Below are 25,487 nucleotides of genomic sequence, written 5' to 3'. Positions count from 1 at the left end.
GGGCAAGCTGTGGATGGATTCCAGCCTCGAAACTTGTCCACAGCTTGTGCCAGTGCTGTCCACGGGCACCACAACATCTAGTGTAGCGAAGGTTTCAGGGCGCGGGGCGGCGGCTTTCCGGCAGCGTGCGCCGACGCAGACGCCCGGCCACCGCGACGCGGCGGGGGAGGGTCGCAGACTGGCAGACAAGCGCCGTGGAACGTCTCGCAAGCCCCGCAGGGACGGTTGCAGTCCGGCAGCTGCGGGATCTCTCCCTGCGGTCGAGATGACAACGCCAGGTTGTGCTGGAAATGCCGACCCTGGCTGCGTCGAGGTCACCGCGGCCCGGCCTGTGGTTACTCGCTCAGCTTGCGGATCAGCTTGTCCCAATCCTCGCGCAGCTTGCCGTCGGTCTCCATCAGGTTGCGGATCTGGCGGCAGGCGTGGAGGACGGTGGTGTGGTCGCGGCCGGCGAAGGCGTCGCCGATCTCGGGCAGGCTGTGTTCGGTGAGTTCCTTGGCCAGCGCCATCGCCATCTGCCGCGGACGCGCCAGCGAGCGGGTGCGGCGCTTGGACAGCAGGTCTTTCATCTGCAGGCCGTAGTAGTCGGCCACGACCTTCTGGATGTTGGGGATGCCGATCGACTGCTGCTGTGAGCGCAGCAGGTCGCGCAGGGTTTCCTGGGCGAACTCCACGGTGATGGTGCGACCGGTGAAGTTGGCGCGCGCGGCCAGCGAATTGAGCGCGCCCTCAAGGTCGCGCACGTTGCCGTGCATCTTCTTGGCCAGCAGGAAGGCAACCTCGTCGGGCACCATGGTGCCGCGCTCGCGCGATTTGGCCAGCACGATCGCCGCGCGCGTCTCGAAGTCCGGCGGGTCGATCGCCACCGACAGACCCCAGGCCAGGCGCGACTTCAGCCGCGGCTCCAGGCCGTCCACCTCACGCGGGTAGCGGTCGCAGGTCATGATGATCTGCTGGCGGCTGTCGAACAGCGTATTGAAGGTGTGGAAGAACTCTTCCTGGGTGCGGTCCTTGCCGGCGAAGAACTGGATGTCGTCGATCAGCAGCGCGTCGATCTGGCGGAACTGGCGCTTGAACTGGTCCGAGGTCCGTTCCTGGATCGAGCGGAAGAACGCGCTGTAGAACTCCTCCGAGCGCAGGTACAGCACGCGCGCGGCCGGGTTGGCCTGGCGCATCGCGTTGCCGGCGGCGAACATCAGGTGGGTCTTGCCCAGCCCCGTGCCGCCATAGAGCAGCAGCGGGTTGTGCGAGCGGTCGCCGGGCTTGAGCGCGGCCTGCCAGGCGGCGGCCCGGCCCATCTGGTTGCTGCGTCCCTCGACGAAATTGTCGAAGGTGTAATGGCTGTCCAGGTGACCGGCGAAGGACACCATCGGCGCGGGCGTGGCCGCGGCGGGCGCGCCGTGCGCGGTGCTGGCGGCAGGGGCGACCGTGGCGCGCGGCAGCGACCCGATCTCCAGCTGCACGTCGCCGCTGCCGGCGAAGTGCGCCAGCAGCTCGCGGATGCGCTGCAGGTAGCGGCTTTCCACCTCGTCGCGCACGAATGCATTGGGCGCATACAGCACGGTCCGGCTGTCCTGGCGGCGCGCCTGCAGCGGCTTGAGCCAGGTGTGCACGTCCTCGGCCGGCAGTTCGGCTTCCAAACGTTCGAGGCAGCGGGGCCAGGCATCCATAGAGCGTTCGCGCAACAGTCTTGAGGGGAAAAGGAGGGCGCCCGGCGCGCGGCTGCGGCCGGTCGGGGGGGGCACAAAGGGGGAGGGCAGACTACCACCCGCACCAGACCCGCGCATCCGCCCGCACCGGTCCGAAAAGTGCGCCCGCTTGACCGTGCACGGGGGGCGTCGCTAGAATTGCCGGTTCTTTCCGCCCGCTGCATTGTCAGTAAACGCCATGGCCACCAAGCGCACCTACCAGCCCAGCAACCTCAAGCGCAAGCGCGACCACGGCTTCCGTGCCCGCATGGCGACCGCCGACGGCCGCAAGATCCTTGCCCGCCGTCGCGCCAAGGGCCGCAAGCGCCTGTCGGCCTGAGCCGCGCAAGCTGCTGCCTCCGGCCGCCACACCGGCCGGGACCCCTGATCCATGACCGACGCCGGCTTCCCGCGAGATGCGCGGGTGCGCGCGAGCGCGGATTTCGACCGCATCTTCAAGGGCGGGCGCCGCGTGGCGCTGCCCATGCTTGCCCTGCACTGGCTGGCCGACGGGCAACCATCGCGGCTGGGGCTGGCGGTATCACGCAAGGTTGATCGCCGTGCGGTCGGCCGCAACCGCATCAAACGCATCCTGCGCGACCAGTTCCGGCACGAGCGCGGCACGCTGCCCGCCGGCGCCTACGTACTGGTCGCGCGTCCGCCTGCCGCCGCAGCCTCGCCTGAAGCACTGCGCGAAGCCATGATGTCCCTGCTGCGTCGTGCGGGTGCGTTGCCGCACCCGGCGCCGGACGGCACAATGCCCGCTGCGGATTCCCGCACGGCATCCCCGCCTCCTCCCACCGCGCCGTGTCCTTCCGGCGAATGAGCCTGCCTGTCCGATGAACCAGACCCGCACCTTCCTGATCGTTGCCTGGCTGATGGTGGCGGTGCTGCTGTGGATGGAATGGAACAAGGAAAAGGCCGCGCCGCCGCCGCAGGACACCTTGCAGACGCTGCCTGCCGGCTCCGGCGCCGGCGCGGTCCCGGTGTCGCCGCCGACCGGCGCAGCCGGAGCGGCCGGCGTGCCCGACGCGCCCACCGTGCCGCAGGCCCCGGGCGTGATCCCGGAAAGCCGCGCCACGCCGGCGCAGGCCAGCGCGGTCCAGGTCGAGACCGACGTGCTGCGGCTGGTGATCGATGGCGGCAGCGTGCTGCGCGCCGAACTGCTCGACTATCCGCAGACCCGCGACGAGGCCAGCCCGCCGGTGGTGTTGTTCGACAGCGCCCCGCAGCACTTCTACGCCGCGCAGAGCGGCTGGGCCAGCAGCGGCCCGGCGCCCAACCATGAGCAGGGCTTCGTGCCGGCCGGCAGCGAACGCAGCTTCGTCCTCGCCCCGGGCCAGGATCAGCTGGTGGTGCCCTTTGTCTGGCGCGGACCCGACGGCGTCGAGATCCGCCGCAGCTACGTGCTCACGCGCGGCCAGTACGCGATCGGTGTGCGCGACGAGATCATCAACCAGGGCAGCCAGCCCTGGCAGGGCTATCCCTACCGGCAGCTGCTGCGCGGCTCGCCCAACGTCAAGCGCGGCATGACCAACCCCGAGTCGTTCAGCCTGACCGGCGCGACCTGGTACGGCGACGAAGGCGGCTACACGCGCCGCTGGTTCAAGGATTACGAAGACGGCGTGATCAACGCGACCGACAGCAACACCTGGACCGCGTTCGTGCAGCACCATTTCTTCGGTGCATGGTTGCCGGGCGACACCGCCGGCGCGAAGAAGGCGATCACCCTCGACACCGACACCAGCAGCGGCGCGCCGCGCTACCTGATCCGCGAGATGGCCAGCGCGCCGGTCGTGGTCGCGCCCGGGCAGCAGGTGGTCGACAGCGCGCGGCTGTGGGTCGGCCCCAAGCTCGTCGGCCAGATCAAGGCGCAGCAGGTGCCGGGCCTGGACCGCGTGGTCGACTACAGCCGCTTCTCGCTGATGGCCTGGCTGGGCGAAGGCCTGTTCTGGGTGCTGGCCAAGCTGCACGGCCTGATCGGCAACTGGGGCTGGGCGATCGTCGGCCTGGTGATGCTGGTGAAGATCCTGCTGTTCCCGCTGGCGACCGCGCAGTACAAGTCGATGGCGAAGATGCGCAGGTTCCAGCCGCGCATCGCGCAGCTCAAGGAACGCTACGGCGACGACAAGCAGAAGTTCCAGGTCGCGATGATGGAGCTGTACAAGAAGGAGAAGATCAATCCGGTCGGTGGCTGCCTGCCGGTAGTGCTGCAGATGCCGATCTTCTTCGCCCTGTACTGGGTGCTGCTGGAGTCGGTGGAACTGCGCCACGCGCCGTGGATCGGCTGGATCCAGGACCTGACCGCGCGTGACCCCTGGTTCATCCTGCCGGTGATCAACATCGCGGTGATGTGGGCCACGCAGAAGCTCTCGCCGATGACCGGCATGGATCCGATGCAGCAGCGCATGATGCAGATGATGCCGCTGGTGTTCGGCGTGATGATGGTCTTCTTCCCGGCCGGCCTGGTGCTGTATTGGGTCACCAACGGCGGCCTGGGCCTGCTGCAGCAGTGGTACATGTTGCGCAAGTACGGCGAGCCGGCACCGGCCAAGGCCTGATCGGCCACTGCGAAGCCCGCCAGCCGGCGGGCTTCCTCGTTCCGCACCCATGAACGCCCGCCGCGCCGAGACCAGCGACACGATCGCCGCCATCGCCACGCCCTCGGGCGCCGGCGGCGTCGGCATCGTGCGCCTGTCCGGGCCGGAGGCGGCGGCGATCGCGCGCCAGCTGTGCGGACGCGTGCTGCAGCCGCGGCACGCGCACCACGTGCGCTTCCGCGACGCCGAGGGCGGCGTGATCGATGACGGCATCGCGCTGGCCTTCGTCGCCCCGGCCAGCTTCACCGGCGAGGACGTGGTGGAGCTGCAGGCCCACGGCAGCGCGCCGGTGCTGCGTCAGCTGCTGGCGCGCTGCTGCGCCCTGGGCGCGCGGATGGCGCGGCCGGGCGAGTTCAGCGAACGTGCCTACCTCAACGGACGCCTGGACCTGGCCCAGGCCGAAGCGGTCGCCGACCTGATCGCGGCCGGCGACGAGCGCGCCGCCCGCGCCGCCCGGCGCGCGCTGGAAGGCGAGTTCTCGATGCGCGTGGACGCGCTGGCCGAGCGCCTGATGGCGCTGCGCGTGCACGTGGAGGCGGCGATCGACTTTGCCGACGAACCCATCGAAACCCTGGGCGGCAACGCACTGAACAAGGGCCTGGCCGAGGCGCGCGCGCAGCTCGACACGCTGCTGGTCGCCGCCGAGCGCGGCCGCAAGCTGCGCGACGGCCTGCACGCGGTGATCGTCGGCCCGCCCAACGCCGGCAAGAGTTCACTGCTCAATGCGCTCTCGGGCAGCGAGCGTGCGATCGTCACCGAGATCGCCGGCACCACCCGCGACCTGCTGCACGAAACCCTGCGCATCGACGGCTTTGAACTCAACCTGGTCGATACCGCGGGCCTGCGCGAGGACGGCGATGCGATCGAGCGCGAGGGCATGCGTCGTGCGCGCGCCGAGTTGCGACGCGCCGACCTTGCGCTGGTGGTGCTGGATGCGCGTGACCCCGACGCCGGCCTGCGCGCGGTGGCTGCCGACATCATCGGCGTGCCGCAGCGCCTCGTCGTGTACAACAAGTCCGACCTGGCGGATCCCGCGGCGTCGCTGCCGGAAGGCGCGATCGCCGTCTCTGCGCGTACCGGCGCGGGCCTGGACCTGCTGCATGCGGGCCTGCGCCAGGCGGCCGAGGGCAATGCGCCGGCCGAGGGTGCCTTCACCGCGCGCGCGCGCCACGTCGACGCGCTGCGTCGCGCCGGTCAGGCGCTGGGCGACGCGACTGCGGTGCTGGCCCACGACCACCTCGACCTTGCTGCCGAAGCCCTGCGCCTGGCCCAGGATGCGCTGGGCGAAATCACCGGGCGCACCCTGCCCGACGCCCTGCTTGGCCGGATCTTTTCGACGTTCTGCATCGGCAAGTAGCGTCGCCGTCGCGGGTCAGGTGGACCGTAGGCCAGGCCAGCGCGCCATGTGCGCGTTTTCGCAAACGCCGTCACAGTTTTGCCGGCCCGCAGGCACGCAGACTCGAAGCCGACCACGGCGTCAGTTGACAAACGCGACGCGCTGTCGCGTCCTAGGCGCCACGTGATCTGTTCCACACAGGGGAAACCGATGTTCATCAACACCACCGCGGGCGGCCGGAGGGGGCCGCGTCGACTGCTGGCCGGCGCCGCACTTGCACTGAGCCTGGCCACGCTGCTCGCGTCATGCAAACAGGAACCCGCCGACGCGCCGGCTGCCACGCCAGCAGCGGGGCCGGATGCGCCGGCCGCGCAGCGGGCACCCGCCGAGGCCGTGTCGGCCGAAGTGGCCGCGCTCAGCGCCGACCAGCTGCGCGAGGCCGCATCCAAGGCCTACCAGGAGAGCCGGCTGTACGCCCCGGGCGGCGACAACGCGATGGAGTACTACCTCGCGCTGCGCGACAAGGATCCGGCCAATGCCGGGGTGTCCAGCGCGCTGGTCGACCTGCTGCCGATGACCGTGATCGCGACCGAGCAGAGCCGCGACCGCGGCGACTTCGACGAGGCCCGTCGCCTGCTGGCCCTGATCGAAAAGACCGACTCGTCCTACCCGGCGGTCGATCGCCTGAAGAACACCATCGCCAGCGCCGAGACCGAGGCCGGGCGTCGTGCCCAGCAGGAGCAGCTCACCGCCGAGCAGGAAGGCGAGCGGCGCCAGCAGCTCGAGCGCGACCGCCTGGAGCAGCAGCGCCTGGCCCAGGAGCAGGCCGCACGCGAACTCGCCACGCAGCAGGCCCAGGCCAGCCAGGACGCACAGCGCCAGGAAACGGCGCGCCAGGAAGCCGCCCGCCAGGAGACCGCGCGCGAGGAAGCGGCTCGCCAGGAAGCCGCGCGCCAGGCCGCCAACCGGCCAGCCAACCGTCCGGCGGCCAGCGCCAGCGACCTGCGCGCGATCAGCACGCCGGCGCCGCGCTATCCGCCCGATGCGCTGCGCGCCGGTACCGGTGGCGAAGTGCAGGTCGAGTTCACCGTGGGCCTGGACGGTTCGGTCGGCGAAGTGCGCGTGGTCCGCGCCGACCCGCCGCGCACCTTCGACCGCGAGGCGATCAACGCGGTCCGGCGCTGGCGCTTCGAGCCGGTCCCGGCACCGGTCACCACCCGCCGCACGATCAGCTTCAGCCCGTCGCAGTAATCGCGGCATCGCGGCAACAAGAAAAGCCCGGCACTCGCCGGGCTTTTTCTTGGCTCTTCTCCCAATTGAGGGAGAAGGCGGACAGGTTGCTGGAAGTCTCGGGCCGGCTTCGAATGGACGCCATGCCCTGTCGACCGGGGATCGCTTTTCGCTCGGTCAGGGCCGCTACGCGGTCCGGCCCGGCACAGCATGCCGGGCGCTCGCGTGGATGCGCGGCATGCCGCGCAAGCCATCCACGCTCTCCCTGCCCTGACTCGCGCGCAAAACATCCATGTTTTGCTTTCCGCGATCCCCGGTCGCCAGGGCACGGCTCACTGCGACTGGCGCTGCGATGCCTCGATGGCCAGCTTTCTTCAAAGCCACGCCAGTGACTGGGCGATGGTCGTTGCGGGGCGGGGGTTGCGGAAAGCAGCGCATGGATGCGCTGCGGCGGCGAGTCAGCCATGAATGGCTGACCGAGCCGGGGAGCAACCCCCGGCCCGGGACGACTCCAACCGCAGGCCCGGGACGACTCCAACCGCAGGCCCGGGACGACTCCAACCGCAGGCCTGATCCATTCGCTTGCAGTCCGGCCGACTCCCTCGAATGGGAAAGAACCTCTTGGCTCCGCGGCTCAGGCCGAGATCGCCAGCCTCTCCTGGTGGTAGAGGCGCGCCGCCAGCAGCCACAGCACCAGGCCCAGGCCGAAGCCCGCGCCCATGTACACCGCCCATTCCTGCGCGCTGATCGCTTCGCTGCGCACCAGCTTGAGGATCATCTGGTTCTGCGCCAGGAACGGCACCGCGAACTGCCACAGCTGGTTCTTGATCGGGTTCACCATCAGCACGATGGTCGGGATGATCGGCAGGAACATCAGCACGCTCATGTAGCTCTGCGCCTCCTTCACCGACTTGACGCTGGCCGCGATCAGGGTCAGCAGGGTGGTGCCGATCAGCACCATCGGCAGCAGCACGAGCAGCAGCTGGGCCATCACCGGCAGCGAGACATCGACCAGCTGCATCGGCCCGGGCGCCAGCTGGAACGCGAACTTCAGCGACAGCACGATCAGCAGCAGCGAGAGCATGCCGAACAGGCAAGCGGCGAGGATCTTGCCGCTCATGATCGCCGCGCGCGCCGCCGGCGTCGCCAACAGCGGCTCCAGCGACTGGCGCTCGCGCTCGCCCGCGGTGACGTCGATCACCAGTGCCGCGCCGCCCAGGAAGCTCAGCAGGATCAGCAGGTAGGGCAGGAAGGCGAGCAGCATGCCGCGCCGCGCCTCCGGCGTGGCCACGTCGCGCTGCCCGACCTGCAGCGCGAAGCCCGCCTCGGGACTGACGCCGCGGTTGATCCCGCGCAGCACGCCGACGGTGCGGCTGTATTCAAGCAGCACGCCGCGCAGGCGGTTGACCGGGATCTGCGAGTCCTGGCGCGAGCTGTCATAGATCAGCTCGATCTTCGCGCTGCGGCTGCCGCGCCACTGTTCGCCGAATTCCGGATCGATCTTCAGCACCACGTCCCAGTCCTGGTCGCGCACTTCCCGATCCGGATCCTGCGGCGCCGGCTTGGCCTCGATGTTGCGGCCCTTGAGGAAGGCGACCAGGTTGGGCGCGTGCTCGGCGCCGATCACCGGCAGTTCCAGCGTCGATTCCAGCTGGGTGCGCATCTTCTTCTCGGCCAGCGCGCCCATGCCCAGGATCAGCGCCGGGATCACGATCGGCCCGAGGAACAGGCCGAGCATCATCGTCTTGCGGTCGCGGAACAGGTCCAGCAGTTCCTTCTTTGCGACAGTCCAGATCGCCTTCATGCCTGCTCTCCCATCGCAGCTTCTGCTTCCAGGTCGGCGAGCCGCACGAACACGTCCTCCAGGTCGGCCAGGCCGGTCTGTTCACGCAGCTCGTCCGGCGTTCCGATCGCGCGCACCTCGCCGTGCGCGATCACCACGATCCGATCGCACAGCGCAGCGACCTCCTGCATGATGTGGCTGGAGAAGATCACGCAGCGACCCTCGTCGCGCAGCCCGCGCAGGAAACCGCGCAGTCCGCGCGTGGTCATCACGTCCAGGCCGTTGGTGGGTTCGTCGAGGATCACGTTGCGCGGGTCGTGCACCAGCGCGCGCGCGATCGCGGTCTTGGTGCGCTGGCCCTGGCTGAAGCCCTCGGTGCGCCGGTCGAGGAAATCCTGCATCACCAGCGTCCTGGCCATGGCCGCGGTGCGGTCGCGGATCGTGGCCTCGTCCAGCCCGTGCAGGCGGCCGAAGTAGGCGATGTTCTCGCGCGCGCTCAGGCGCTTGTATACGCCGCGCGCGTCGGGCAGCACGCCCAGGCGCTGGCGCACGGCGGTCGGGTCCTTCGCCACGTCGATGCCGTCGACTTCGATGCGGCCCTGGTCGGGCGTCATCAGCGTGTACAGCATCCGCAGCGTGGTGGTCTTGCCGGCGCCGTTGGGACCGAGCAGGCCGGTGATCTCGCCGTCGCGTGCCTCGAAGCCCACGCCCTTCACTGCGTGCACGGTGCCGGTCTTGCTCTTGAAGGATTTGTGCAGGTTGTCGATGCGGATCATGGGATGTCCGTGATTCGTGGAGTGTTGAACGCTGGTCCGATCAGGCGGATCCGGATGGCGGCGGATGCCGTCCATCGCGGATCAACAACGACGCGCCGTGTCACGGCTCCCAGCCGTAGTTGCCGGCGAAGGGCGGCTGCGCGGACAGGCGATCCAGGCAAGCTGCATCCAGTGCATGGGCATCGGTGGATTCGATGAACTGCGCGAACAGCTTGGGCATGCAGCCGCTGCCCAGCACGCTGTGGCCCTGGCCCGGCAGTACCAGGTGGCGTCCGTTGGGCAGCGTCTCGATCACTTCGTCGCCGTAGCGGGGCGGTGTGACCGGATCGAGTTCGCCACTGATCGCAAGCACCGGCACCTCGCCCGACAGCGGCGTGCGGAAGCCTTCGCTGCGTACGCCCCTGGGCCACACCGCGCACTGCTGCTGCATGAGGTCCACCAGCAGGTTGCCGAGCACGGTCGCGTCGTCGTCGGTGGCGCTGCGGAACTCGGCGGCATCTTCGCTGCAGCTCACCGACAGGCTCATGCCCATCGCCATCGAGTCGCTCATCTGCGACGACAGCATGCGCGACTGGGCGAGCAGGCTTTCGTAGCGCTGCTGGGCGGCTTCGTGCAGCAGCAGCGGCAAGGTGGCCGCCATCGACGGCTGGTAGGCGTACATCCGCAGCAATCCGATCAGATGACCGTCGCGCGGCACCTCCTCGCGCCATTCGCCCGAGACCGGGTCGCGGTAGCGCACCGGCGCGATGCCGCCGGCCTGCAGCCGTTCGCGCACCAGGGTCAGCTGCTGGCGCGGATCGCCGAGGTTGGTCAGGCAGGCCTCGCTGGCGCGGCAGCGCTGGAACTGCGCATCGAGCGCGTCCTCGAGGTTGCGTGCGTGGTCCTGCCCGAGCACCAGCGAGTTCGGCGCCACCGAGTCGAGGACCAGGCTGCGGGTGTGCTGCGGATAGGCGGCGGCGTACTGCTGGGCGACGCGCGTGCCGTAGGAGATGCCGACCAGGTTGATGCGCTCGACCCCGATCTTCTGCCGCACCAGGTCGAGGTCGCGGACGTGGTCGCCGGTGGTGTAGAAACGCAGGTCCGCGGTTTTCTGCAGGACGTCGCGGCAGGCCTCGGTGAGCCGGACCACCGCCTCGGGCGTCTCGTTCTCCGGATTGGCCAGGACCTCGTCATCCATGAAGCCGGGGCAGTGCAGCGGGTTCGAGCCGCCGGTGCCGCGCGCGTCGACCAGGACCACGTGGCGGTTGCGCCGCACGTCGGAAAACGCGCCCTCCACCATCGGGAAACTCTCGATCGCCGACTGGCCGGGCCCGCCGGCGATCATGTAGATCGGGTCGGCCTCGGCCATGCCCTTGGCCGGGACCAGTGCGATCGCCAGGTCGATCATGCGGCCGTCCGGCGCGGCATGGTCCTCGGGCACGGCCAGGGTCGCGCACTGCGCCTCGACCGAGCTGCCGCCGGGCCCGGCCAGCGCGCAGGGCTCGAAGGCGAGCGCGCCGTAATGCAGGCTGCCCTGCGCATCGGCGCGCGGACCGGACTGCTGCCGCGGACCGCCGTCGCAGGCCGCCAGCAGCAGGCCTGCGGCGAGCAGGGACAGGGGAAACAGCGGGGACTTCATGCAGGTGCCTCCGGGAAGAAGATCGATTCGATGCTGGTTTCAAACACGGCGGCGATGCGGAACGCGAGCGGCAGGCTGGGATCGTACTTGCCGGTCTCGATGGCGTTGACGGTCTGTCGGGATACTTCCAGACGTTCGCCCAGCTGCGCCTGTGACCAGCCGCGCGCCTCGCGCAGTTCGCGGACCCGGCTTCTCATCGCCGGCTCCGCGCCGCCGGGCCCTGGCGTGGCAGCAGCAGTGCGGCGGAACCCGGCACGACGGCGGCCGCGACCAGCACGCGGCAGGGGCTCACCACCATGGCGGCGACCCCGGCTGGGGCGGGGAGAAGCGGGGTTCGATCCGGCAGGCGTGCATGCTGGGGTGTCAAGGGTGCTTGACAGGCAGGATGTGCGGGAGCGACGTTGGTGTCAAGCGAGCTTGACAGGGAAATCCCGAGCCGACTCGCGGCAGTGATGCCGAGGGGTGCCGCCGCCGCTACTTGCTGCTGACGTACTTCTCGCGGCGGATCTGCGGCACTGCCAGCCCCGCTTCCTTCAGCGCCTCGAAGCAGGCATCGACCATGTTCGGATTGCCGCAGAGGTAGGCGATGTCGGTCGCCGCATCCGGCGCGAACTCGGCGAGGAACTGCTGTACGTAGCCGTGGCGCACGTCGTCATGCGCCTGCGGCGAACCGACGACTGGCAGTTCGCGCGAGAAGCAGGGCACGAAGCGAAATGCGGGATTGCGCTGCGCGAATGCGCGGAACTCGTCGCCGTACAGCAGCTCGTCCGGCGTGCGCGCGCCGAACAGCAGCACCACTTCGATTCCGCGCTCGGCGATCGCCTTCTCCAGCAGCGGCAGCATCGCGCGATACGGCGTCACGCCGGTGCCGGTGCCGATCAGCACATAGCGACGGTTGGCATCGCCCGGCATCAGGCAGAAGCGTCCGAACGGGCCGCTGGCCTGGACGGTGCTGCCTTCGTCCAGGCCCTCGAACAGCGCGGTCGCCGCGCCACCGGGCACGTAGCTCACCGCGATCTCGACCGCATCGCCCGCCCCCAGCGCATGGTCGTGGATCGTCGCCAGCGAGTACGAGCGCTTGGTCGGCGTGCCGTCGGCGTACTGGAAGTGCACCTGGATGAACTGGCCGGGGATGTAGTCCAGCGGCTGGCCGTCATCGCGGCTAAACGTGAGGTGCGCGACCGAGGGCGCAAGCATGCGCCGACCGGTGAGTTTGAGCGGGAACTGGACGATGGCCAAATCGGGAATGGGACGGTGCGGCCCGGGAGTGGGCCGATGGGCCGCCTATACTAACGGCTTGCCGCGAATCACGCGGTCAAGGCCCACGCGATGATCCCAGAATCCCAAGCGGCCCCGGGCGCGCCCGCGCTGCGGATCCGCGACCTCCGCAAGACCTACGACAACGGCGTGCAGGCGCTCAAGGGCGTCTCGCTGGACGTGCATCCGGGCGATTTCTACGCCCTGCTCGGCCCCAACGGCGCCGGCAAGAGCACCCTGATCGGCATCATTTCCTCGCTGGTGAACAAGAGCGGCGGCGAGGTCTCGGTGTTCGGCATCGACCTGGCCACCGATCGCGGCGCGGCCATGCGCCAGATCGGCCTGGTGCCGCAGGAAATCAACTTCAACATGTTCGAGAAGCCGCTCGACATCCTGGTCAACTACGCCGGCTTCTACGGCGTGCCGCGCGCGCAGGCGCTGCTGCACGCGGAAGAAGAGCTCAAGCGCGCCTTCCTGTGGGACAAGGCGGGGCAGATGAGCCGCACGCTCTCTGGCGGCATGAAGCGGCGGCTGATGATCGCGCGGGCGATGATGACGCGGCCGCGGCTGCTGATCCTCGACGAGCCCACCGCCGGCGTCGACATCGAGATCCGCCGCGACATGTGGCGCGTGCTGCGCGAGATCAACGCCGCAGGCACCACGATCATCCTCACCACCCATTACCTGGAGGAAGCCGAGTCGCTGTGCCGCAACCTGGCCATCATCGACCACGGCCGGATCGTCGAGCAGGGGCCGATGCGCGCGCTGCTGGCCAAGCTCGACGTCGAGGGATTCCTGTTCGACGTCCAGGGCGCGCTGCCGGCGACGCTGCCGGAGATCGAGGGCGCCACCCTGGTCGCGCTCGACGACCACACGCTCGACCTCGACATGCCGCGGGCGATGGACCTCAACCGCGTGTTCGCCATCCTCGATGCGGCCGGCATCCGCGTGCGTTCGATGCGCACCAAGTCCAACCGGCTCGAGGAGCTGTTCGTGCGCATGACCGCCAGGCCGCAGGAGCAGGCCGCTTGAACGCCATCTCCCGCACCAGCGTCGCATCCGCCGACAGTGCGCGCCGCAACCGGATCGCGCTGGCAACGGTCGCGCGCCGCGAGATCATGCGGATCCTGCGCATCTGGAGCCAGACCCTGGTGCCGCCGGCGATCACCATGGTGCTGTACTTCCTGATCTTCGGCCAGCTCATCGGCGCGCGCATCGGCGACATGGGTGGCTACACCTACATGGAGTTCATCGTCCCGGGCCTGGTGATGATGAGCGTGATCCAGAACAGCTACGGCAACATCTCCTCGAGCTTCTTCGGCGCCAAGTTCGGCCGCCACGTCGAGGAGCTGCTGGTCAGCCCGATGCCGGGCTGGGTGATCCTGGGCGGGTATGTCGCCGGCGCGGTGGCGCGCGGGCTGATGGTCGGCGTGGTCGTGCTGTGCATCGCGATGCTGTTCACCGACGTGCGCATCCCGCACCCGCTGGTCACGCTGAGCACGGTGCTGCTGGGCGCGACGATCTTCTCGCTGGCCGGCTTCGTCAACGCGATCTACGCCAAGAAGTTCGACGACGTGGCGATCGTGCCGACTTTCATCCTGACCCCGCTCACCTATCTGGGTGGCGTGTTCTATTCGATCCAGCTGCTGCCCGGCTGGGCGCAGGCGGCGACCCACGCCAACCCGATCTTCTACATGGTCAACGCGTTCCGCTACGGCCTGCTTGGCACCAGCGACGTGCCGCTGTGGATCGCCTACGCGCTGATGCTGTTCTTCGTCGTGGCGCTGGGCGGGCTGTCGCTGTGGCTGCTCAAGCGCGGCGTGGGGCTGCGCAGCTGATGCGCGTGCTGGTGCTCGGCGCCGGCGGCACCGGTGGCTACTTCGGTGGGCGGCTGGCGCAGTCGGGCGCCGACGTCAGCTTCCTGGTGCGTCCGACGCGTGCCGGGGAGCTGCAGCGCGATGGGCTGCGTATCCGCAGCCCCCTGGGGGATGCCGACGTCGCCGCGCGCACGCTGACCGCGCAGACACTGGCCGCGGCCGTGGCGCAAGCGCCGTTCGACCTGGTGGTGCTGAGCTGCAAGGCCTACGACCTGGAGGGCGCGATCGACGCCGTCGCGCCGGCGATGGTCGATAACACCAGCCTGATGCCGATCCTCAATGGCCTGGTCCACTACGACGCGCTCGACGCCCGCTTCGGCCGCGACACGGTGCTGGGCGGGCTGTGTTTCATCAGCGTGGTCAAGCACGACGACGGCAGCATCGCGCACCTGGGCCGGCCGGCCTCGATCACCTTCGGCGAACGCAGCGGTGGCACCAGCGCGCGCGTGGACGCCTTCGCCGCGCTGTGCGCGCAGGCGGGCATTGATCACCGGGCCAGCGACGACATCGCGCAGGAGCAGTGGATCAAGTTCAGCTTCCTTGCCACGCTGGCAGCGGGAACCTGCCTGATGCGCGCCAGCGTCGGCGACATCGTCGCCTGCGACGGCGGCGCGGCGTTCATGGCCGCACTGCACGGGGAATGCCTGGCAGTGGCCGCCGCCGAAGGCCAGCCGGTGCCGGACAAGGCACGCGGCATCGCCCGCGCCAGCCTGGTCGACCCCGCATCGGAGGTGAAGGCCTCGATGCTGCGCGACCTCGAAGCCGGCGGCCGCGTGGAAGCGGCGCATATCGTCGGCGACATGCTGCGGCGCGCGCAGGCGGCGGGCATCGACGCACCGCGCCTGCAGGCGGCGTGGGTGCACCTGCAGTGCCACCAAATCGCGATCGGATAGCCTCGCCTGCACTGGGTCGAAGACGCGGCCTGGGACGGGCGCCTGGGCATCGAGCGCGAGCGCCGCCGCGACAAGGAATTCTCGGCGCTGGAGCTGCGCCGCAACCTCGAAGCGGTGCTCGAGCAGGCGGGCGCGCACAAGGTCTTCGACGGCCCGCTGCTGCGCGACCTGTACTACGGCCAGCTCGAGCAGGAGATCGGCCAGGGCTTCATCGACGGCGTCAACCTGGACGCAAAAATGCCGACCTCGGTGTACGTGATCCGCCAGCCGGGTCGTACGGTCTGGGTGCAGCTGTCGATCGACACGCAACAGGCGGCGATGGTGGTCATCGACCAGCGTCCGTTCGAGCAGAGCGCGCATTGGGGCGACGCGTTTCCCTGGCTGTCGACGCCCGCCGGCTATGGCGGCGCATCCAGGCTTGGCGCAGACCGCGGCGCTGCTGCCGGCCGATGCGCTGAAGCAGCAGCTCGACGCCGCTGGCCGGGTCGCGATCCAGGGCAACTTCGCGGTCGACAGGGCCGAGATCCTGCCCGACTCGCAGCCGCAGATCGAACAGGTGCTGGCGCTGCTGAAGCAGGCGCCTGCGCTGCAGCTGTCGATGGAAGGGCATACCGACGACAGCGGCGGCGCCGCGCACAACCGCGCGCTGTCGCAGGCGCGCGCGGCGCGTGGGTCCCGCCCGCTGCCTTATTTCAAGGTGAGGTAGGTCGCCGACCACTGCATCGGATCGCCTGCGTTGCCGTCCTGGAACAGGGCCGCGCCGCGGCCGTCGCTGTTCAGTCCCAATCCGAGCAGGTGGTGGTCGCTGTTGGTGAAGGTGAATTCAAAGCCCTGCAGCGCATCGATGCGGGCGTTGGCCGGCAGGGTCGAGCGGGTCCGATCGGTCCCTGTGAGCCCGCCGCGGCTGGCCACCTGGCTGTTGGGGATCCAGGCGTACTGCACGCTGACGCGATAGCCGCGGTACTGCCCGGAGGCCTGCCTGATCGCGCGGTTGGCGGCGCCGGTGCCGCTGACCACGCTGCCCACTTCCAGCAGGCCGGGCAAGGGCACCAGCATGCTGGCGGCCATCGCACCGAGGCTGGCCTCCAGGCCGCGGAAATCCAGGCCCTGGTCGTCGGTCAGCGAGACGCGGGCGACGTTGCGCTCCGGGTCCAGCCAGACGGCGATGTTGCGCAGGTTGGCGTCGCTGCCGTTGGCGCGGCGGAACTCGAAGCCCGACAGCACCAGGGTTGAATCCGCCGGCCTGGCGCCGGGCAGGCGGATGTCGAACTTGCCGCCGCCATCGGCCGTGACCTGCTGCACCTTCGCGCCCGGCAGCGAGGTCAGCAGCACGCGGCCGCCGAACGGGTCGTCGCCGTTCTGGTCGGCCAAGGCCAGGCGCACGAAGCGATCCTCGCCCAGCAGGCCGATGCGGCGCAGCTTGTGGTCGCCGTTGAGGAAGCGAAGTTCGAACCCGGCAAGCGCCCAGCCTCCGGGCAGCGGCTTGTCGATCGCGGCCGCCCCGCTGTCGCGCAGGCCCTGGATCTGGGCGCGGTGCAGCTCGAGATGGCCGCGCGGCGGCGGTGCTGCCACCCGGCTCCCCCGCGTGGGCGCCACCACCGCACCGCTGTGCCGGGTGGGTACCACCACCCGCGTCACCGGCCGCTGCGGCGGCGGCTTGACCTGCACCTGCGACCGCTCCGGCGGCGGGGTCACCTGCACCCCGGACCGCGCCGGCGGTGGTGTGACCTGGACCTGGGCGGCAGCGGGCAGGCCTGCGGCCAGGCACAGCAGCAGGGTGGCGGACAGGTGGGAGGGGCGCAGCGGCAGGACGGTCATGGAGTACTCCGGCAGAGAGGATGGTCCCCAGCACATCCGCAGACGACAGCCCGCGACTGCCACCCGCCACCCGGCGGCAATTTTGGCTACCCTGTCATCCGGGCCTGCGCCCGGGCATGGGACTGCCGCGCATGGGGAACGAGATCACGCAGTTGCTGGAGCGGGTCAGCGCCGGCGAGCCCGGGCAGCTCTCCGAAGTCTTCGAGCGGCTCTACCCACAGCTTCGCCAGATTGCCGCGGCGCGCCTGCATTCGGGCGAACGCACGCTGACGCCGACCGTGCTGGTGCACGAGCTGTACCTGCGCGCGACCAGCGGCGAACCGCTCACCGCCAGCAGCCGCCGCCATTTCTTCACTACCGCGGCCAAGGCGATGCGCTGGATCCTGGTCGACCACGCGCGCCGCCGCGCCGCCGGCAAGCGCGGTGGCGATCTACTGGAGGTGACCCTGACCGAGTCGCTGCCCGGCGCCCAGGCGCCCGACGTACTCGGGGTGCACGAGGCACTCGAAGCGCTGGGCGAGATTGCCCCGCAGCAACGCGACATCGTCGAGCTGCACTATTTCGGCGGGCTCGAGTTTGTCGAGATCGCGGGCCTGCTCGAGGTCTCGGAGCGCACGGTCTACCGGCAGTGGCAGCGGGCACGCGCGTTCCTGCACGCCCAGCTGGAGTAAGCCGCCATCGGCCGGCATGCGCTTGGCAGCGGGCGGCTGGCGCCATTCCCGAATGCGCTGCGCCTGGGATCGGCAAGTGGCGTGGCAACCGCGGCTCCGCGCCGGTGCACCTGGCAGCCGCAGGGCGTAGTTTGCGGATGCCCCGCAGGTTGCCGGCAATCCGGCCGGACCTGACTGGAGGACGCGATGAAGAGCGAGACGAGGATCCCCCGCCTGCTGCTGGTCTTGGCTGCGACCGTGGCCGCGCCCCACGCGGCGGCGGGCGATGCCTGCCTGGCCGGCGACTGGAGCCCGGTGGGCAACGGTGCGGCCGAGTGGATGCAGCGCCAGGTGCCGGGGATGAAGATGGCCGTCACGGAGCAGGTGGCAACCCTGCACCTGGGCGGCGACGGCAGCTACAGCCTGGGCGCCCAGCTGCGCGCGGAAGCCGGCCAACAGGGGCGCAGCGCACGCAGCGACGGAACGTTCTCCGCGCAGGGCCGCTGGACCAGTGCCGACGGCAGACTCACGCTGGTCCCCACGGCATCGGACACCGAGGGCAGGGTCGAGATGCGCGCCGGCGACGGACGCTCCACGGGCTTTGCGCTGCCCAGGTCGACGGCGCAGACGACCGTCCACGAGTACGCCTGTTCGGGCGACACGCTTGAAACCCGGATGCCGATTCCGGGCAGCGCCCATCCCATCGTGCAGCGCTACCAGCGGCGATGAGGGCAATGGCGCCGATGCGGTGCAGCCGCCGTGTGATCCGGCGCGCGCGGCAGGAGATGAACCTGGACGGCACCCCGGTTGAGGACGAGGCTGCTCACCTTCTGGTCGACGGCGTGTTCGACCCGCAGGCCTGCTGCGCATACCTCGACCTGCAGGGCGATCCCGCCGCTCATCGACAGCGCGCACTGTGCCTTTGTCTACGCGCGGGCACCGCCCCGATGGCCACCTGAGCTCATGGACGCAAACCACATGGCGGCATGGCGCGAGGCCGACCGCATCCTCGATCAGTTGCTCGACCTGCCGCCCGAACAGCGTGCGGCGGCGCTGGCGGCGGCGACGCCCGACGCGGAGTTGCGCGCCATGGTCGAGCGGCTGCTGGCCGCGCATGCCAGCGGCAGTGGCCCGCTCGGTGCCCGGCCCGACCTTGACGGCCTGGATCCAACCGGCGACGGCGCCGTCGGCAGGCGGCTGGGCCGCTGGCGACTGCGCGAGGAGATCGGCCGCGGCGGCATGGCCGCGGTGTATCGCGCAGAGTCGGAGGAGGCGCCCGTCGGACAGCTGGCCGCGGTCAAGGTGTTGACCCTGGGCGCGCTGGCCGCGGGTGGCCATGACCGGTTCCTGCGCGAGCAACAGCTGCTGGCGCGCCTGCGCCATCCCGGCATCGTGCCGCTCTACGAGGGCGGCGTGGCCGCGGATGGAACCCCGTGGCTGGCCATGGCGCTGGTCGATGGCAAGCGCATCGACACGTGGTGCCGCGAGCACGCCGCGGACGTGGACACGCGCATCGGCCTGCTGCTGCAGGTCGCCGGCGCGCTGGCGTACGCCCACCGCAACCTGGTCATCCACCGCGACATCAAGCCGTCCAACGTGCTGGTCGACGAGGATGGACACGCGCGACTGCTGGATTTCGGCATCGCCCGCCTCGCCGACGAGCTGGAGCCCGAGCGCACCGCCACCGCCCTGCGCGCGCTGACGCCGCAGTACGCCGCACCGGAGCAGTTCACCGGCGGTGCGCCCGGAACCGCAATGGACGTCTACGGTCTTGGCGCACTCGCCTACTGCCTGCTTGCCGGGCAGCCGCCGCACGGCGGAGGCGAGCGCGGCACCGAGCGCCCGCCGCCGCCATCGCGCGTCAGGCGGCCGCAGCGACGGCGCGGCACGGCCACCCGCGGGTCGTGGGAACGGCGGCTGCGCGGCGACCTCGACACCATCGTGATGAAGGCCCTGGCCGAACGCCCCGAGGACCGCTACCCCAGCATCGAGGCGATGGCTGAGGACCTGCAGCGCTGGCGGCAGCGACGTCCCGTCCGCGCCCGGGCGCCGAGCCTGGGCTACCGCCTGGGGCGGCTCATCGCCCGGCGGCGCGCCGCCGCCGCTGCGCTGCTCGCATTCCTGGTGCTTGGCGCCGCCGCTGCCGGGCAGATCGCCATGCAGCAGCACCACGCCCGCGAGCAGGCCGCGCGCGCGTCGATCGTCCGCGATTTCCTGGCCGACGTACTGGCCTCGAGTGATCCTTCGGAGGGCGAGATCCCCAACGCGCTGGACATACTCGAAACCGGCTCCAAGCGCGCCCGCGAGGAACTCCGTGCGACCAGCCCGTTGGCTGCGGCCGACGTGCTGGCCATCACCGGCAGCGCGCGCAATGCGCTCAACGATCTGGACGGCGCCGAAGCGGACCTACTGCAGGCGCTGGAGATCCTCGAGGGCCTGCCGGAGCCGTCGCCGCCGGAGCTGTCGCGGGTGCACTGGAGCCTGGGCGTGCTCTACAAGATGCGCGGCACGCGTCGTTCGCTCGAGCACCATCTCGCCGCCGTGGAATGGCAGGCGAAGTGGGACGCGCCGCCCGAGGAGCGCGTCAGCGCCGCTGTCGCACTCGCCAGTGCCTGGTCCAGGTACGGCCAGATGGCAGAGGCCGAGCAGCGCCTGCGCGCGGTGCTGCTCGAAATCCCGCAAATGGGCATCGAAGGCACCCAGGTGCACATGGACGCCCTGAACGCGCTGACCTCGGTGCTGGCGCGCAGCAACGGGCCGCTGGAGGAGCGGATCGCCCTGCACGAGCAGCGCGTACAGGTTGGCCGCGTGCTGTATGGCGCCGACAACGGCTGGTACGCCTATACCCTGGCCGATACCGTCCCGACCCTGCGTCGGGATGCGCGATCGCTCCCGCGGGCCGAGGAAATGGCGCGCGAAGCGGTGGCGATCACCGGGCGGATCTACGCACAACCGCACATGTTCACGGCGGTGGCGAGCTGCAACCTGGGCGCGCTGCTTGCCCAGAGCGGACGGATGCAGGAGTCGCTCGAACATTACTCGCACGCGATCGGGGTCGACGAGCAGCTCCAGCGGAACGACCTGCACGCCCGCTCCTGCCGCTTCGGCCGCGCGTTCGCGCTGGCGGCACTGGGCAAGGCCGATGCGGCCAGCGACGACCTCGCCGAGGATCGCCGGATGCTGACGGTGCTGGAACTGCAGCGCTCGGCGGAGTGGATGAACAACTGTGCCCTGGACGCGCTGCTCCAACTCGGTGCCGGCGCGCCTGCGGACGCTGCCGCCAAGCTTGCCTCGTGCCAGGACCAGCATGCTCCGGCGGACAGCGAGCCCGTTCCGCTGTTCGCGCTCGCGCGTGCGGAGGTCCACATCGCGCAGGGCGATGCCGCCGCCGCAGCCCCCATCCTGGCGGGATTGCGCGAGACCTTGCCAGCCGGTGAGGTGACCAGGCGCTGGCTGCGGCCCTGGCTGCTGTCGGTCCACGTCGCCAAGGAGACCGGCGACGCTCCGCTCGAAGCGCGCCTGCGTGCGCAGCTGCAGCCGCACATGGCCGATCAACCGGCCCGCCCCTGCCTGGATGCCAGCGACCTGGCCGCGGCATGCCCGGCGTTTCCATGAGGTCCTGAGCGGGCCTGGCCGGGTGATCCCGGCGCAGTCGCCCGCGACCGCCGCGTGCCCCGGACGCGCCGGCCGGCGACACGACAAGCCGAGGTGGCAGCTGACGCCCCGGGGCTGGCGCATCGCCGTGGGCGCCGGCTTCAACGGCGGCGAGCAGGCGCTGTCGATCGGCTACGGCAAGCGCATCGGCCAGCGCGCCTCGTTCCCGGTGGGCGGCGCTTTCAGCGGCGGCGAGCGCTCGGGCGGCATCGGCTTGGGCATCGACCTCTGACAGCGCGCCGCGGGATCGCGGCGCCGGCCACCCGGCGCCGCAGTCCGCCCGGCTTTGCGCCGATCAGCCGGCCGCTGCGCCGGGCAGGCGGAAGAACGCGCTGGCGGTCGCGGTGGTGGTCGCCGCGGTGGTCTCCACGGCCTCGCCGCGATCGCGCGCGAGTTCCTCGACGATATGCGGCAGGAAGGCCGGCTCGTTGCGCCGGTCCTTCGGCATGGGCTTGAGCGTGCGCGGCAGCAGGTAGGGCGCGTCGGACTCGACCATCAGCCGGTTGGCCGGGATGTTCTTCACGATCTCGCGCAGGTGCTGCCCGCGGCGCTCGTCGCACAGCCAGCCGGTGATGCCGATGTGCCAGTCCTGGTCGAGGCAGTCGAACAGCTCCTCGCGCGTGCCGGTGAAGCAGTGCACCACCGCCGGGCCGAGCTGGCCGTCGAACTGCTTCATGATCGCCAGCAAATCCGCATGCGCATCGCGCTGGTGCAGGAACAGCGGCTTGCCGGTGTCGACGCCGATCTGCAGCTGCCGCTCGAACGCCTTGCGCTGCGCGGGTCGCGGCGAGAAATCGCGGAAGTAGTCCAGCCCGCATTCGCCCACTGCCACGACTTCCGGATGCGCATGCAGCGCGCGCATTTCCGCGTCACATTCGGGCGTGTACTCGACCGCGTGGTGCGGATGCACCCCGACGGTGGCGAACCATTCGCCGGGACGGGTGCGCGCCAGCTCGAGCGCAGCCGGCGAGTGCTCGCGGCTGGCGCCGGTGAGGATGGCGCGGCCCACGCCCGCCTGGCGCGCGCGCTGCCAGACCGCATCGCGGTCGTGGTCGAAGCTGTCGTGGGTGAGGTTGAGTCCGATATCGATCAGTTCCATGCGCCCATTGTAGGAGCGGCTTCAGCCGCGAAGGCTCTCCCCCTCGCGCCGGGCCCCCGGGCAACGCATCGCGGCTGAAGCCGCTCCTACAAGCCGCTCCTACAATGGGGCGATGACGTTCCCGATCACGCCGCTGCTGCCCGACGTGCTGCGCAGCCTCGACGCGCATCCGCGGCTGGTGCTGGAGGCGCCGCCGGGTGCCGGCAAGACCACCCAGGTGCCGCTGGCGCTGCGCGATGCGCCGTGGCTGGGCGGCGCGAAGATCGTGATGCTTGAGCCGCGTCGTGTCGCGGCGCGCAGCGCGGCGATGTTCATGGCCCGGCAGTTGGGCGAAGAGGTCGGCGACACGGTCGGCTATCGCATCCGGTTCGAGCGCCGCGTCTCTGCGCGGACCCGGATCGAGGTGGTCACCGAAGGCATCCTCACCCGCATGATCCAGGACGATCCGTCGCTGGAGGGCGTCGGCGCGCTGTTGTTCGATGAATTCCACGAGCGCCACCTGGCCGGTGACCTCGGCCTGGCCCTGGCGCTCGACGTGCAGGCCGGGCTGCGCGAGGACCTGCGGCTGCTGGTGATGTCGGCCACCCTCGATGGCGAGCGGCTGGCGGCGTTCCTGGATGCGCCGCGGCTGTCGAGCGAGGGGCGCAGCTTTCCGGTGCGCATCGAACACCTCGCCACGCGCCGCGACGAGGCGCTGGAAGCGCAGGCCCGGCGCGCGGTCGAACACGCGCTGGCGCAGCATCCGGGCGACGTGCTGGTGTTCCTGCCCGGGCGGCGCGAGATCGCGCGCCTGGCGATGGCGCTGGGCCGTCAAGCCGACGTCGAAGTCCTCGAACTGCACGGCGACCTTCCCGTCGACCAGCAGGCGCGCGTGCTGCAGCCGGCGGGCGACGGCCGCCGCCGGGTGGTGCTGGCGACCAATGTCGCCGAGTCGAGCGTCACCCTGCCCGGCGTGCGCGTGGTGATCGACAGCGGCCTGGCGCGCGAGCCGCGGCACGACCCCAACAGCGGATTTTCGCGACTCGAGACGGTGGCGATTTCGCAGGCCTCGGCCGACCAGCGCGCCGGTCGCGCCGGTCGCGTGGCGGAGGGCTGGGCTTATCGGCTGTGGCCGCAGTCGCAGCGGCTCGAACCACAGCGTCGTCCCGAAATCGCGCAGGTCGAACTCGCCTCGCTGGCGCTGGAGCTGGCCGCCTGGGGCAGCGACGCACTGCGCTTCGTCGACCCGCCGCCGCCCGGGCCGATGGCCGCCGCGCGCGAGCTGCTGCAGCGGCTCGACGCGCTGGATGCGGACGGCAGGATCAGCGCGCAGGGCCGGCGCATGCTCGCGCTGGGCACGCATCCGCGGCTGGCGGCGATGCTGTTGGCGGCGCGCGACGACGGCGCGCGCGCGCTGGCCTGCGACCTCGCCGCGCTGGTCGAGGCGCGCGATCCCCTGCGCAGCCGCAGCGACGGCTGGCGCGAGCGCTGGCTGGCGCTGGCGGCGTTCCGTCGCAACCGCGTCGGGCCCGACGCCCATCGCGCCACGCTGGCGACGATCGACGCGGCCGCGCGCCAGTGGCGCCGTCGCCTCGGCCGCGATCCGGGGCCTGCGCCGGATGCGCCAGCGCACGCACTCGGCGGCCTGCTCGCGCATGCCTTTCCCGACCGCATCGGCCGTCGCCACGGCAGCGATCTGCTGCGCTGCCAGCTGGCCAACGGACGCATGGCGCGCCTGGCCGAGGACAGCAGCCTGCGCGGCGAAGCCTGGATCGTGGCCAGCGAGCTGCGCTTCGAACACCGCGATTCGCTGCTGCTGCGCGGCGCGCCGGTGGACGAGGCGCTGCTGCGCGAGACCTTCCCCGAGCGCTTCATCGAACGCGACGAAGTGCGCTGGGACGCCGCGCGCCGCGCCCTGGTCGCCGAACGCGTGCGCCGCTTCGATGGCATCGTGCTGGACGCCCGCCCCGCCGGTCGCGTCGATCCTGCGCGGGCCGCGCAGGCGCTGACCGATGCGGTGGCGAGCCTCGGGCTGGACGCGCTGCCCTGGAGCGACGGCCTGCGCCAGTGGCGCGCACGCGTGCAGTCGCTGCGCGCGTGGATGCCCGGGCTGGGCCTGCCCGATCTTTCCGACGGCGTGCTGTTGGCCAGCCGCGATGCCTGGCTGCGGCCGCTGTTCGCGGGCGCCACCCGCATCGATGCGCTGTCGGAGGAAGCGCTGGGCGAAGGCCTGCGCGCGCGGCTGGACTGGGACCAGCGCCAGCAGGTCGAGCGCCTCGCGCCGTCGCGCATCCGCGTGCCCTCGGGCATGGAGCGCCGCATCGACTACGCGCTCGAACACGACGGCAGCCCGCAGCCGCCGGTGCTGGCGGTGAAGCTGCAGGAGCTGTTCGGCCTGGGACAGACGCCCGCCATCGCCGATGGCCGGGTGCCACTGACCCTGCACCTGCTCTCGCCTGCCGGCAGGCCGCTGCAGGTCACCCGCGACCTGCGCGGGTTTTGGGAGCGGACGTGGCCGGAGGTGCGCAGGGAAATGAAAGGGCGGTATCCCAAGCATCCGTGGCCCGAGGATCCATGGAATGCGGTGGCCACGCATCGGGCGAAGCCGCGGGGGAGCTGAGAATTGGCGAGTCACTGGTATCGCCCGTGGCGACGGTGCGACAGGCCGGAGGCGGTTGGCGCTGCGCTGCGCGGCCCGAGGATCCATGGAATGCGGTGGCGACGCATCGGGCGAAGCCGCGGGGCAGTTGAGCGATTGGCGACAGCTGACGCGCGCCGCGAATCACGCCGCAGCTACGTTTCCTGTCGCACACTCCACCCGTAGCGCAACCCAGGACACCCCTATGACCAGACTCGATTCGATTTCCGACAGGGTGATGGACCTCGTCGGCCAGGTGGGCGACAGCATCCGTGACGGGATGCCGACCCGCGCCGGCACCCTGCTGCAGACCGGTGCGGCGCTCGGCATGGCCAAGACCGGCTCGCGCGTGGCCGGGCACTTCGTCCGCCGCCATCCGGCGTGGCTCGTGGCCACGGTGGTCGGTGCGGGCGCCGCATGGTATGCGGTCCACCGCTATCGCAAGAAGCAGGCCGCCGGGCAGACGATCGATGGACAGGCACGCAGGGTCGAGTCGCGCCGCGCGCCGGGCAAGTCGGCACCGCGCACGCAACGCAAGGCAGGCACCGAGAGCGCCGGATCGGGCGAGTAAGCAACCTGTCGTGACGACGC

Annotated in this window: 25 protein-coding genes; 16 read left to right on the top strand and 9 right to left on the bottom strand. The window is 70.7% G+C overall.

What is annotated here, in order from left to right; all coding sequences use genetic code 11:
- Nucleotides 1–335: 335 nt before the first annotated feature.
- The gene (dnaA, locus tag ACW5EG_RS14910) at nucleotides 336–1,670 is read right to left on the bottom strand and encodes a chromosomal replication initiator protein DnaA (RefSeq protein ID WP_457019221.1); all 1,335 of its coding nucleotides are present in this window, start codon (nucleotides 1,668–1,670) and stop codon (nucleotides 336–338) included.
- A gap of 217 nt (nucleotides 1,671–1,887) precedes the next feature.
- Here dnaA and rpmH point away from each other — a divergent pair, with 217 nt between their 5' ends.
- The 5 genes from rpmH to ACW5EG_RS14885 all read left to right on the top strand — a co-directional run bounded on the left by rpmH (nucleotide 1,888) and on the right by ACW5EG_RS14885 (nucleotide 6,875).
- A complete protein-coding gene (gene rpmH, locus ACW5EG_RS14905; protein WP_027070414.1) occupies nucleotides 1,888–2,028 on the top strand; it encodes a 50S ribosomal protein L34 in 141 nt (46 codons plus the stop codon).
- A gap of 51 nt (nucleotides 2,029–2,079) precedes the next feature.
- Nucleotides 2,080–2,514, top strand: coding sequence for a ribonuclease P protein component (gene rnpA / locus ACW5EG_RS14900; RefSeq protein WP_457019220.1), 435 nt, complete (start codon nucleotides 2,080–2,082; stop codon nucleotides 2,512–2,514).
- 13 nt (nucleotides 2,515–2,527) lie between these two features.
- Nucleotides 2,528–4,249 carry a membrane protein insertase YidC gene (yidC, locus tag ACW5EG_RS14895; RefSeq protein WP_457022111.1) on the top strand — a complete coding sequence of 574 codons (1,722 nt, stop codon included), beginning with the start codon at nucleotides 2,528–2,530 and terminating at the stop codon, nucleotides 4,247–4,249.
- Nucleotides 4,250–4,298: 49 nt separating this feature from the next.
- The gene (gene mnmE / locus ACW5EG_RS14890; protein WP_457019218.1) at nucleotides 4,299–5,645 is read left to right on the top strand and encodes a tRNA uridine-5-carboxymethylaminomethyl(34) synthesis GTPase MnmE; all 1,347 of its coding nucleotides are present in this window, start codon (nucleotides 4,299–4,301) and stop codon (nucleotides 5,643–5,645) included.
- A gap of 189 nt (nucleotides 5,646–5,834) precedes the next feature.
- Entirely contained in the window at nucleotides 5,835–6,875 is a 1,041-nt protein-coding gene (locus tag ACW5EG_RS14885; RefSeq protein ID WP_457022109.1) for an energy transducer TonB, read from the top strand.
- 613 nt (nucleotides 6,876–7,488) lie between these two features.
- On the opposite strand, the gene ACW5EG_RS14880 is transcribed toward ACW5EG_RS14885, so the two are convergent.
- The 5 genes from ACW5EG_RS14880 to ACW5EG_RS14860 form a co-directional block, all read right to left on the bottom strand.
- Nucleotides 7,489–8,658 (bottom strand): ABC transporter permease, encoded by a 1,170-nt coding sequence (locus ACW5EG_RS14880; RefSeq protein ID WP_457019216.1) that lies wholly within the window; start codon nucleotides 8,656–8,658, stop codon nucleotides 7,489–7,491.
- Complete coding sequence (locus ACW5EG_RS14875; RefSeq protein WP_457022107.1) at nucleotides 8,655–9,413, bottom strand: ABC transporter ATP-binding protein; 759 nt, start codon at nucleotides 9,411–9,413, stop codon at nucleotides 8,655–8,657. Before ACW5EG_RS14875 ends, ACW5EG_RS14880 begins: the two co-directional genes overlap by 4 nt.
- Nucleotides 9,414–9,513: 100 nt before the next feature.
- The gene (locus tag ACW5EG_RS14870; RefSeq protein ID WP_457022105.1) at nucleotides 9,514–11,031 is read right to left on the bottom strand and encodes an alpha/beta fold hydrolase; all 1,518 of its coding nucleotides are present in this window, start codon (nucleotides 11,029–11,031) and stop codon (nucleotides 9,514–9,516) included.
- Nucleotides 11,028–11,228 (bottom strand): helix-turn-helix transcriptional regulator, encoded by a 201-nt coding sequence (locus tag ACW5EG_RS14865; RefSeq protein ID WP_457022103.1) that lies wholly within the window; start codon nucleotides 11,226–11,228, stop codon nucleotides 11,028–11,030. Before ACW5EG_RS14865 ends, ACW5EG_RS14870 begins: the two co-directional genes overlap by 4 nt.
- A 277-nt stretch (nucleotides 11,229–11,505) precedes the next feature.
- Complete coding sequence (locus tag ACW5EG_RS14860; protein ID WP_457019211.1) at nucleotides 11,506–12,270, bottom strand: ferredoxin--NADP reductase; 765 nt, start codon at nucleotides 12,268–12,270, stop codon at nucleotides 11,506–11,508.
- A 90-nt stretch (nucleotides 12,271–12,360) separates the two neighbouring features.
- Here ACW5EG_RS14860 and ACW5EG_RS14855 point away from each other — a divergent pair, with 90 nt between their 5' ends.
- From ACW5EG_RS14855 to panE, 3 genes are read left to right on the top strand one after another with little or no spacing between them, the layout of a single operon-like run.
- Complete coding sequence (locus ACW5EG_RS14855; protein ID WP_457022101.1) at nucleotides 12,361–13,320, top strand: ABC transporter ATP-binding protein; 960 nt, start codon at nucleotides 12,361–12,363, stop codon at nucleotides 13,318–13,320.
- A gap of 5 nt (nucleotides 13,321–13,325) precedes the next feature.
- The gene (locus tag ACW5EG_RS14850; RefSeq protein ID WP_457019272.1) at nucleotides 13,326–14,126 is read left to right on the top strand and encodes an ABC transporter permease; all 801 of its coding nucleotides are present in this window, start codon (nucleotides 13,326–13,328) and stop codon (nucleotides 14,124–14,126) included.
- The gene (panE, locus tag ACW5EG_RS14845) at nucleotides 14,126–15,058 is read left to right on the top strand and encodes a 2-dehydropantoate 2-reductase (RefSeq protein WP_457019208.1); all 933 of its coding nucleotides are present in this window, start codon (nucleotides 14,126–14,128) and stop codon (nucleotides 15,056–15,058) included. Before ACW5EG_RS14850 ends, panE begins: the two co-directional genes overlap by 1 nt.
- A 173-nt stretch (nucleotides 15,059–15,231) precedes the next feature.
- Here the strand turns inward: panE and ACW5EG_RS14840 are convergent, their stop codons facing one another.
- Nucleotides 15,232–15,387, bottom strand: coding sequence for a hypothetical protein (locus ACW5EG_RS14840; RefSeq protein WP_457019207.1), 156 nt, complete (start codon nucleotides 15,385–15,387; stop codon nucleotides 15,232–15,234).
- Between the two features lie 89 nt (nucleotides 15,388–15,476).
- Between ACW5EG_RS14840 and ACW5EG_RS14835 the strand changes: the two genes are divergently transcribed.
- Nucleotides 15,477–15,764, top strand: coding sequence for an OmpA family protein (locus tag ACW5EG_RS14835; protein ID WP_457019206.1), 288 nt, complete (start codon nucleotides 15,477–15,479; stop codon nucleotides 15,762–15,764).
- Here the strand turns inward: ACW5EG_RS14835 and ACW5EG_RS14830 are convergent.
- The gene (locus ACW5EG_RS14830; protein WP_457019205.1) at nucleotides 15,746–16,876 is read right to left on the bottom strand and encodes a hypothetical protein; all 1,131 of its coding nucleotides are present in this window, start codon (nucleotides 16,874–16,876) and stop codon (nucleotides 15,746–15,748) included. The two genes, ACW5EG_RS14835 and ACW5EG_RS14830, sit on opposite strands and share 19 nt — an antisense overlap.
- 131 nt (nucleotides 16,877–17,007) lie before the next feature.
- On the opposite strand from ACW5EG_RS14830, the gene ACW5EG_RS14825 reads away from it, so the two are divergent.
- The 5 genes from ACW5EG_RS14825 (at nucleotide 17,008) to ACW5EG_RS14805 (ending at nucleotide 21,412) form a co-directional block, all read left to right on the top strand.
- Nucleotides 17,008–17,547 carry an ECF-type sigma factor gene (locus tag ACW5EG_RS14825; protein WP_457019204.1) on the top strand — a complete coding sequence of 180 codons (540 nt, stop codon included), beginning with the start codon at nucleotides 17,008–17,010 and terminating at the stop codon, nucleotides 17,545–17,547.
- A 186-nt stretch (nucleotides 17,548–17,733) separates the two neighbouring features.
- On the top strand, nucleotides 17,734–18,255 hold the full coding sequence (locus ACW5EG_RS14820) for a hypothetical protein (protein ID WP_457019203.1): 522 nt from the start codon (nucleotides 17,734–17,736) through the stop codon (nucleotides 18,253–18,255).
- A 56-nt stretch (nucleotides 18,256–18,311) separates the two neighbouring features.
- Complete coding sequence (locus tag ACW5EG_RS14815) at nucleotides 18,312–18,485, top strand: hypothetical protein (RefSeq protein ID WP_457022099.1); 174 nt, start codon at nucleotides 18,312–18,314, stop codon at nucleotides 18,483–18,485.
- A gap of 4 nt (nucleotides 18,486–18,489) precedes the next feature.
- Nucleotides 18,490–21,141: a protein kinase domain-containing protein gene (locus tag ACW5EG_RS14810; protein ID WP_457019201.1), complete on the top strand. Its 2,652-nt coding sequence runs from the start codon at nucleotides 18,490–18,492 to the stop codon at nucleotides 21,139–21,141.
- A gap of 127 nt (nucleotides 21,142–21,268) precedes the next feature.
- Entirely contained in the window at nucleotides 21,269–21,412 is a 144-nt protein-coding gene (locus ACW5EG_RS14805) for a YadA-like family protein (protein ID WP_457019199.1), read from the top strand.
- 63 nt (nucleotides 21,413–21,475) lie between these two features.
- On the opposite strand, the gene ACW5EG_RS14800 is transcribed toward ACW5EG_RS14805, so the two are convergent.
- Entirely contained in the window at nucleotides 21,476–22,279 is an 804-nt protein-coding gene (locus ACW5EG_RS14800) for a TatD family hydrolase (RefSeq protein WP_457019198.1), read from the bottom strand.
- Nucleotides 22,280–22,391: 112 nt separating this feature from the next.
- Between ACW5EG_RS14800 and hrpB the strand changes: the two genes are divergently transcribed.
- The gene (gene hrpB, locus ACW5EG_RS14795; protein WP_457019197.1) at nucleotides 22,392–24,878 is read left to right on the top strand and encodes an ATP-dependent helicase HrpB; all 2,487 of its coding nucleotides are present in this window, start codon (nucleotides 22,392–22,394) and stop codon (nucleotides 24,876–24,878) included.
- A 223-nt stretch (nucleotides 24,879–25,101) separates the two neighbouring features.
- On the top strand, nucleotides 25,102–25,467 hold the full coding sequence (locus ACW5EG_RS14790) for a hypothetical protein (RefSeq protein WP_457019196.1): 366 nt from the start codon (nucleotides 25,102–25,104) through the stop codon (nucleotides 25,465–25,467).
- The last annotated feature ends 20 nt before the right edge of the window (nucleotides 25,468–25,487 follow it).

The sequence above is a fragment of the Luteimonas sp. A611 genome, assembly GCF_054072715.1.
This window is presented reverse-complemented; position numbering and strand designations above follow the sequence as displayed.

Excerpts from the sequence above, each read along its gene's own strand:
- dnaA (WP_457019221.1), bottom strand. The coding sequence starts at position 1,670 with ATGGATGCCTGGCCCCGCTGCCTCGAACGTTTGGAAGCCGAACTGCCG.
- rpmH (WP_027070414.1), top strand. The coding sequence starts at position 1,888 with ATGGCCACCAAGCGCACCTACCAGCCCAGCAACCTCAAGCGCAAGCGC.
- rnpA (WP_457019220.1), top strand. The coding sequence starts at position 2,080 with ATGACCGACGCCGGCTTCCCGCGAGATGCGCGGGTGCGCGCGAGCGCG.
- yidC (WP_457022111.1), top strand. The coding sequence starts at position 2,528 with ATGAACCAGACCCGCACCTTCCTGATCGTTGCCTGGCTGATGGTGGCG.
- mnmE (WP_457019218.1), top strand. The coding sequence starts at position 4,299 with ATGAACGCCCGCCGCGCCGAGACCAGCGACACGATCGCCGCCATCGCC.
- ACW5EG_RS14885 (WP_457022109.1), top strand. The coding sequence starts at position 5,835 with ATGTTCATCAACACCACCGCGGGCGGCCGGAGGGGGCCGCGTCGACTG.
- ACW5EG_RS14880 (WP_457019216.1), bottom strand. The coding sequence starts at position 8,658 with ATGAAGGCGATCTGGACTGTCGCAAAGAAGGAACTGCTGGACCTGTTC.
- ACW5EG_RS14875 (WP_457022107.1), bottom strand. The coding sequence starts at position 9,413 with ATGATCCGCATCGACAACCTGCACAAATCCTTCAAGAGCAAGACCGGC.
- ACW5EG_RS14870 (WP_457022105.1), bottom strand. The coding sequence starts at position 11,031 with ATGAAGTCCCCGCTGTTTCCCCTGTCCCTGCTCGCCGCAGGCCTGCTG.
- ACW5EG_RS14865 (WP_457022103.1), bottom strand. The coding sequence starts at position 11,228 with ATGAGAAGCCGGGTCCGCGAACTGCGCGAGGCGCGCGGCTGGTCACAG.
- ACW5EG_RS14855 (WP_457022101.1), top strand. The coding sequence starts at position 12,361 with ATGATCCCAGAATCCCAAGCGGCCCCGGGCGCGCCCGCGCTGCGGATC.
- panE (WP_457019208.1), top strand. The coding sequence starts at position 14,126 with ATGCGCGTGCTGGTGCTCGGCGCCGGCGGCACCGGTGGCTACTTCGGT.
- ACW5EG_RS14840 (WP_457019207.1), bottom strand. The coding sequence starts at position 15,387 with ATGACCACCATCGCCGCCTGTTGCGTGTCGATCGACAGCTGCACCCAG.
- ACW5EG_RS14830 (WP_457019205.1), bottom strand. The coding sequence starts at position 16,876 with ATGACCGTCCTGCCGCTGCGCCCCTCCCACCTGTCCGCCACCCTGCTG.
- ACW5EG_RS14825 (WP_457019204.1), top strand. The coding sequence starts at position 17,008 with ATGGGGAACGAGATCACGCAGTTGCTGGAGCGGGTCAGCGCCGGCGAG.
- ACW5EG_RS14820 (WP_457019203.1), top strand. The coding sequence starts at position 17,734 with ATGAAGAGCGAGACGAGGATCCCCCGCCTGCTGCTGGTCTTGGCTGCG.
- ACW5EG_RS14815 (WP_457022099.1), top strand. The coding sequence starts at position 18,312 with ATGAACCTGGACGGCACCCCGGTTGAGGACGAGGCTGCTCACCTTCTG.
- ACW5EG_RS14810 (WP_457019201.1), top strand. The coding sequence starts at position 18,490 with ATGGACGCAAACCACATGGCGGCATGGCGCGAGGCCGACCGCATCCTC.
- ACW5EG_RS14800 (WP_457019198.1), bottom strand. The coding sequence starts at position 22,279 with ATGGAACTGATCGATATCGGACTCAACCTCACCCACGACAGCTTCGAC.
- hrpB (WP_457019197.1), top strand. The coding sequence starts at position 22,392 with ATGACGTTCCCGATCACGCCGCTGCTGCCCGACGTGCTGCGCAGCCTC.
- ACW5EG_RS14790 (WP_457019196.1), top strand. The coding sequence starts at position 25,102 with ATGACCAGACTCGATTCGATTTCCGACAGGGTGATGGACCTCGTCGGC.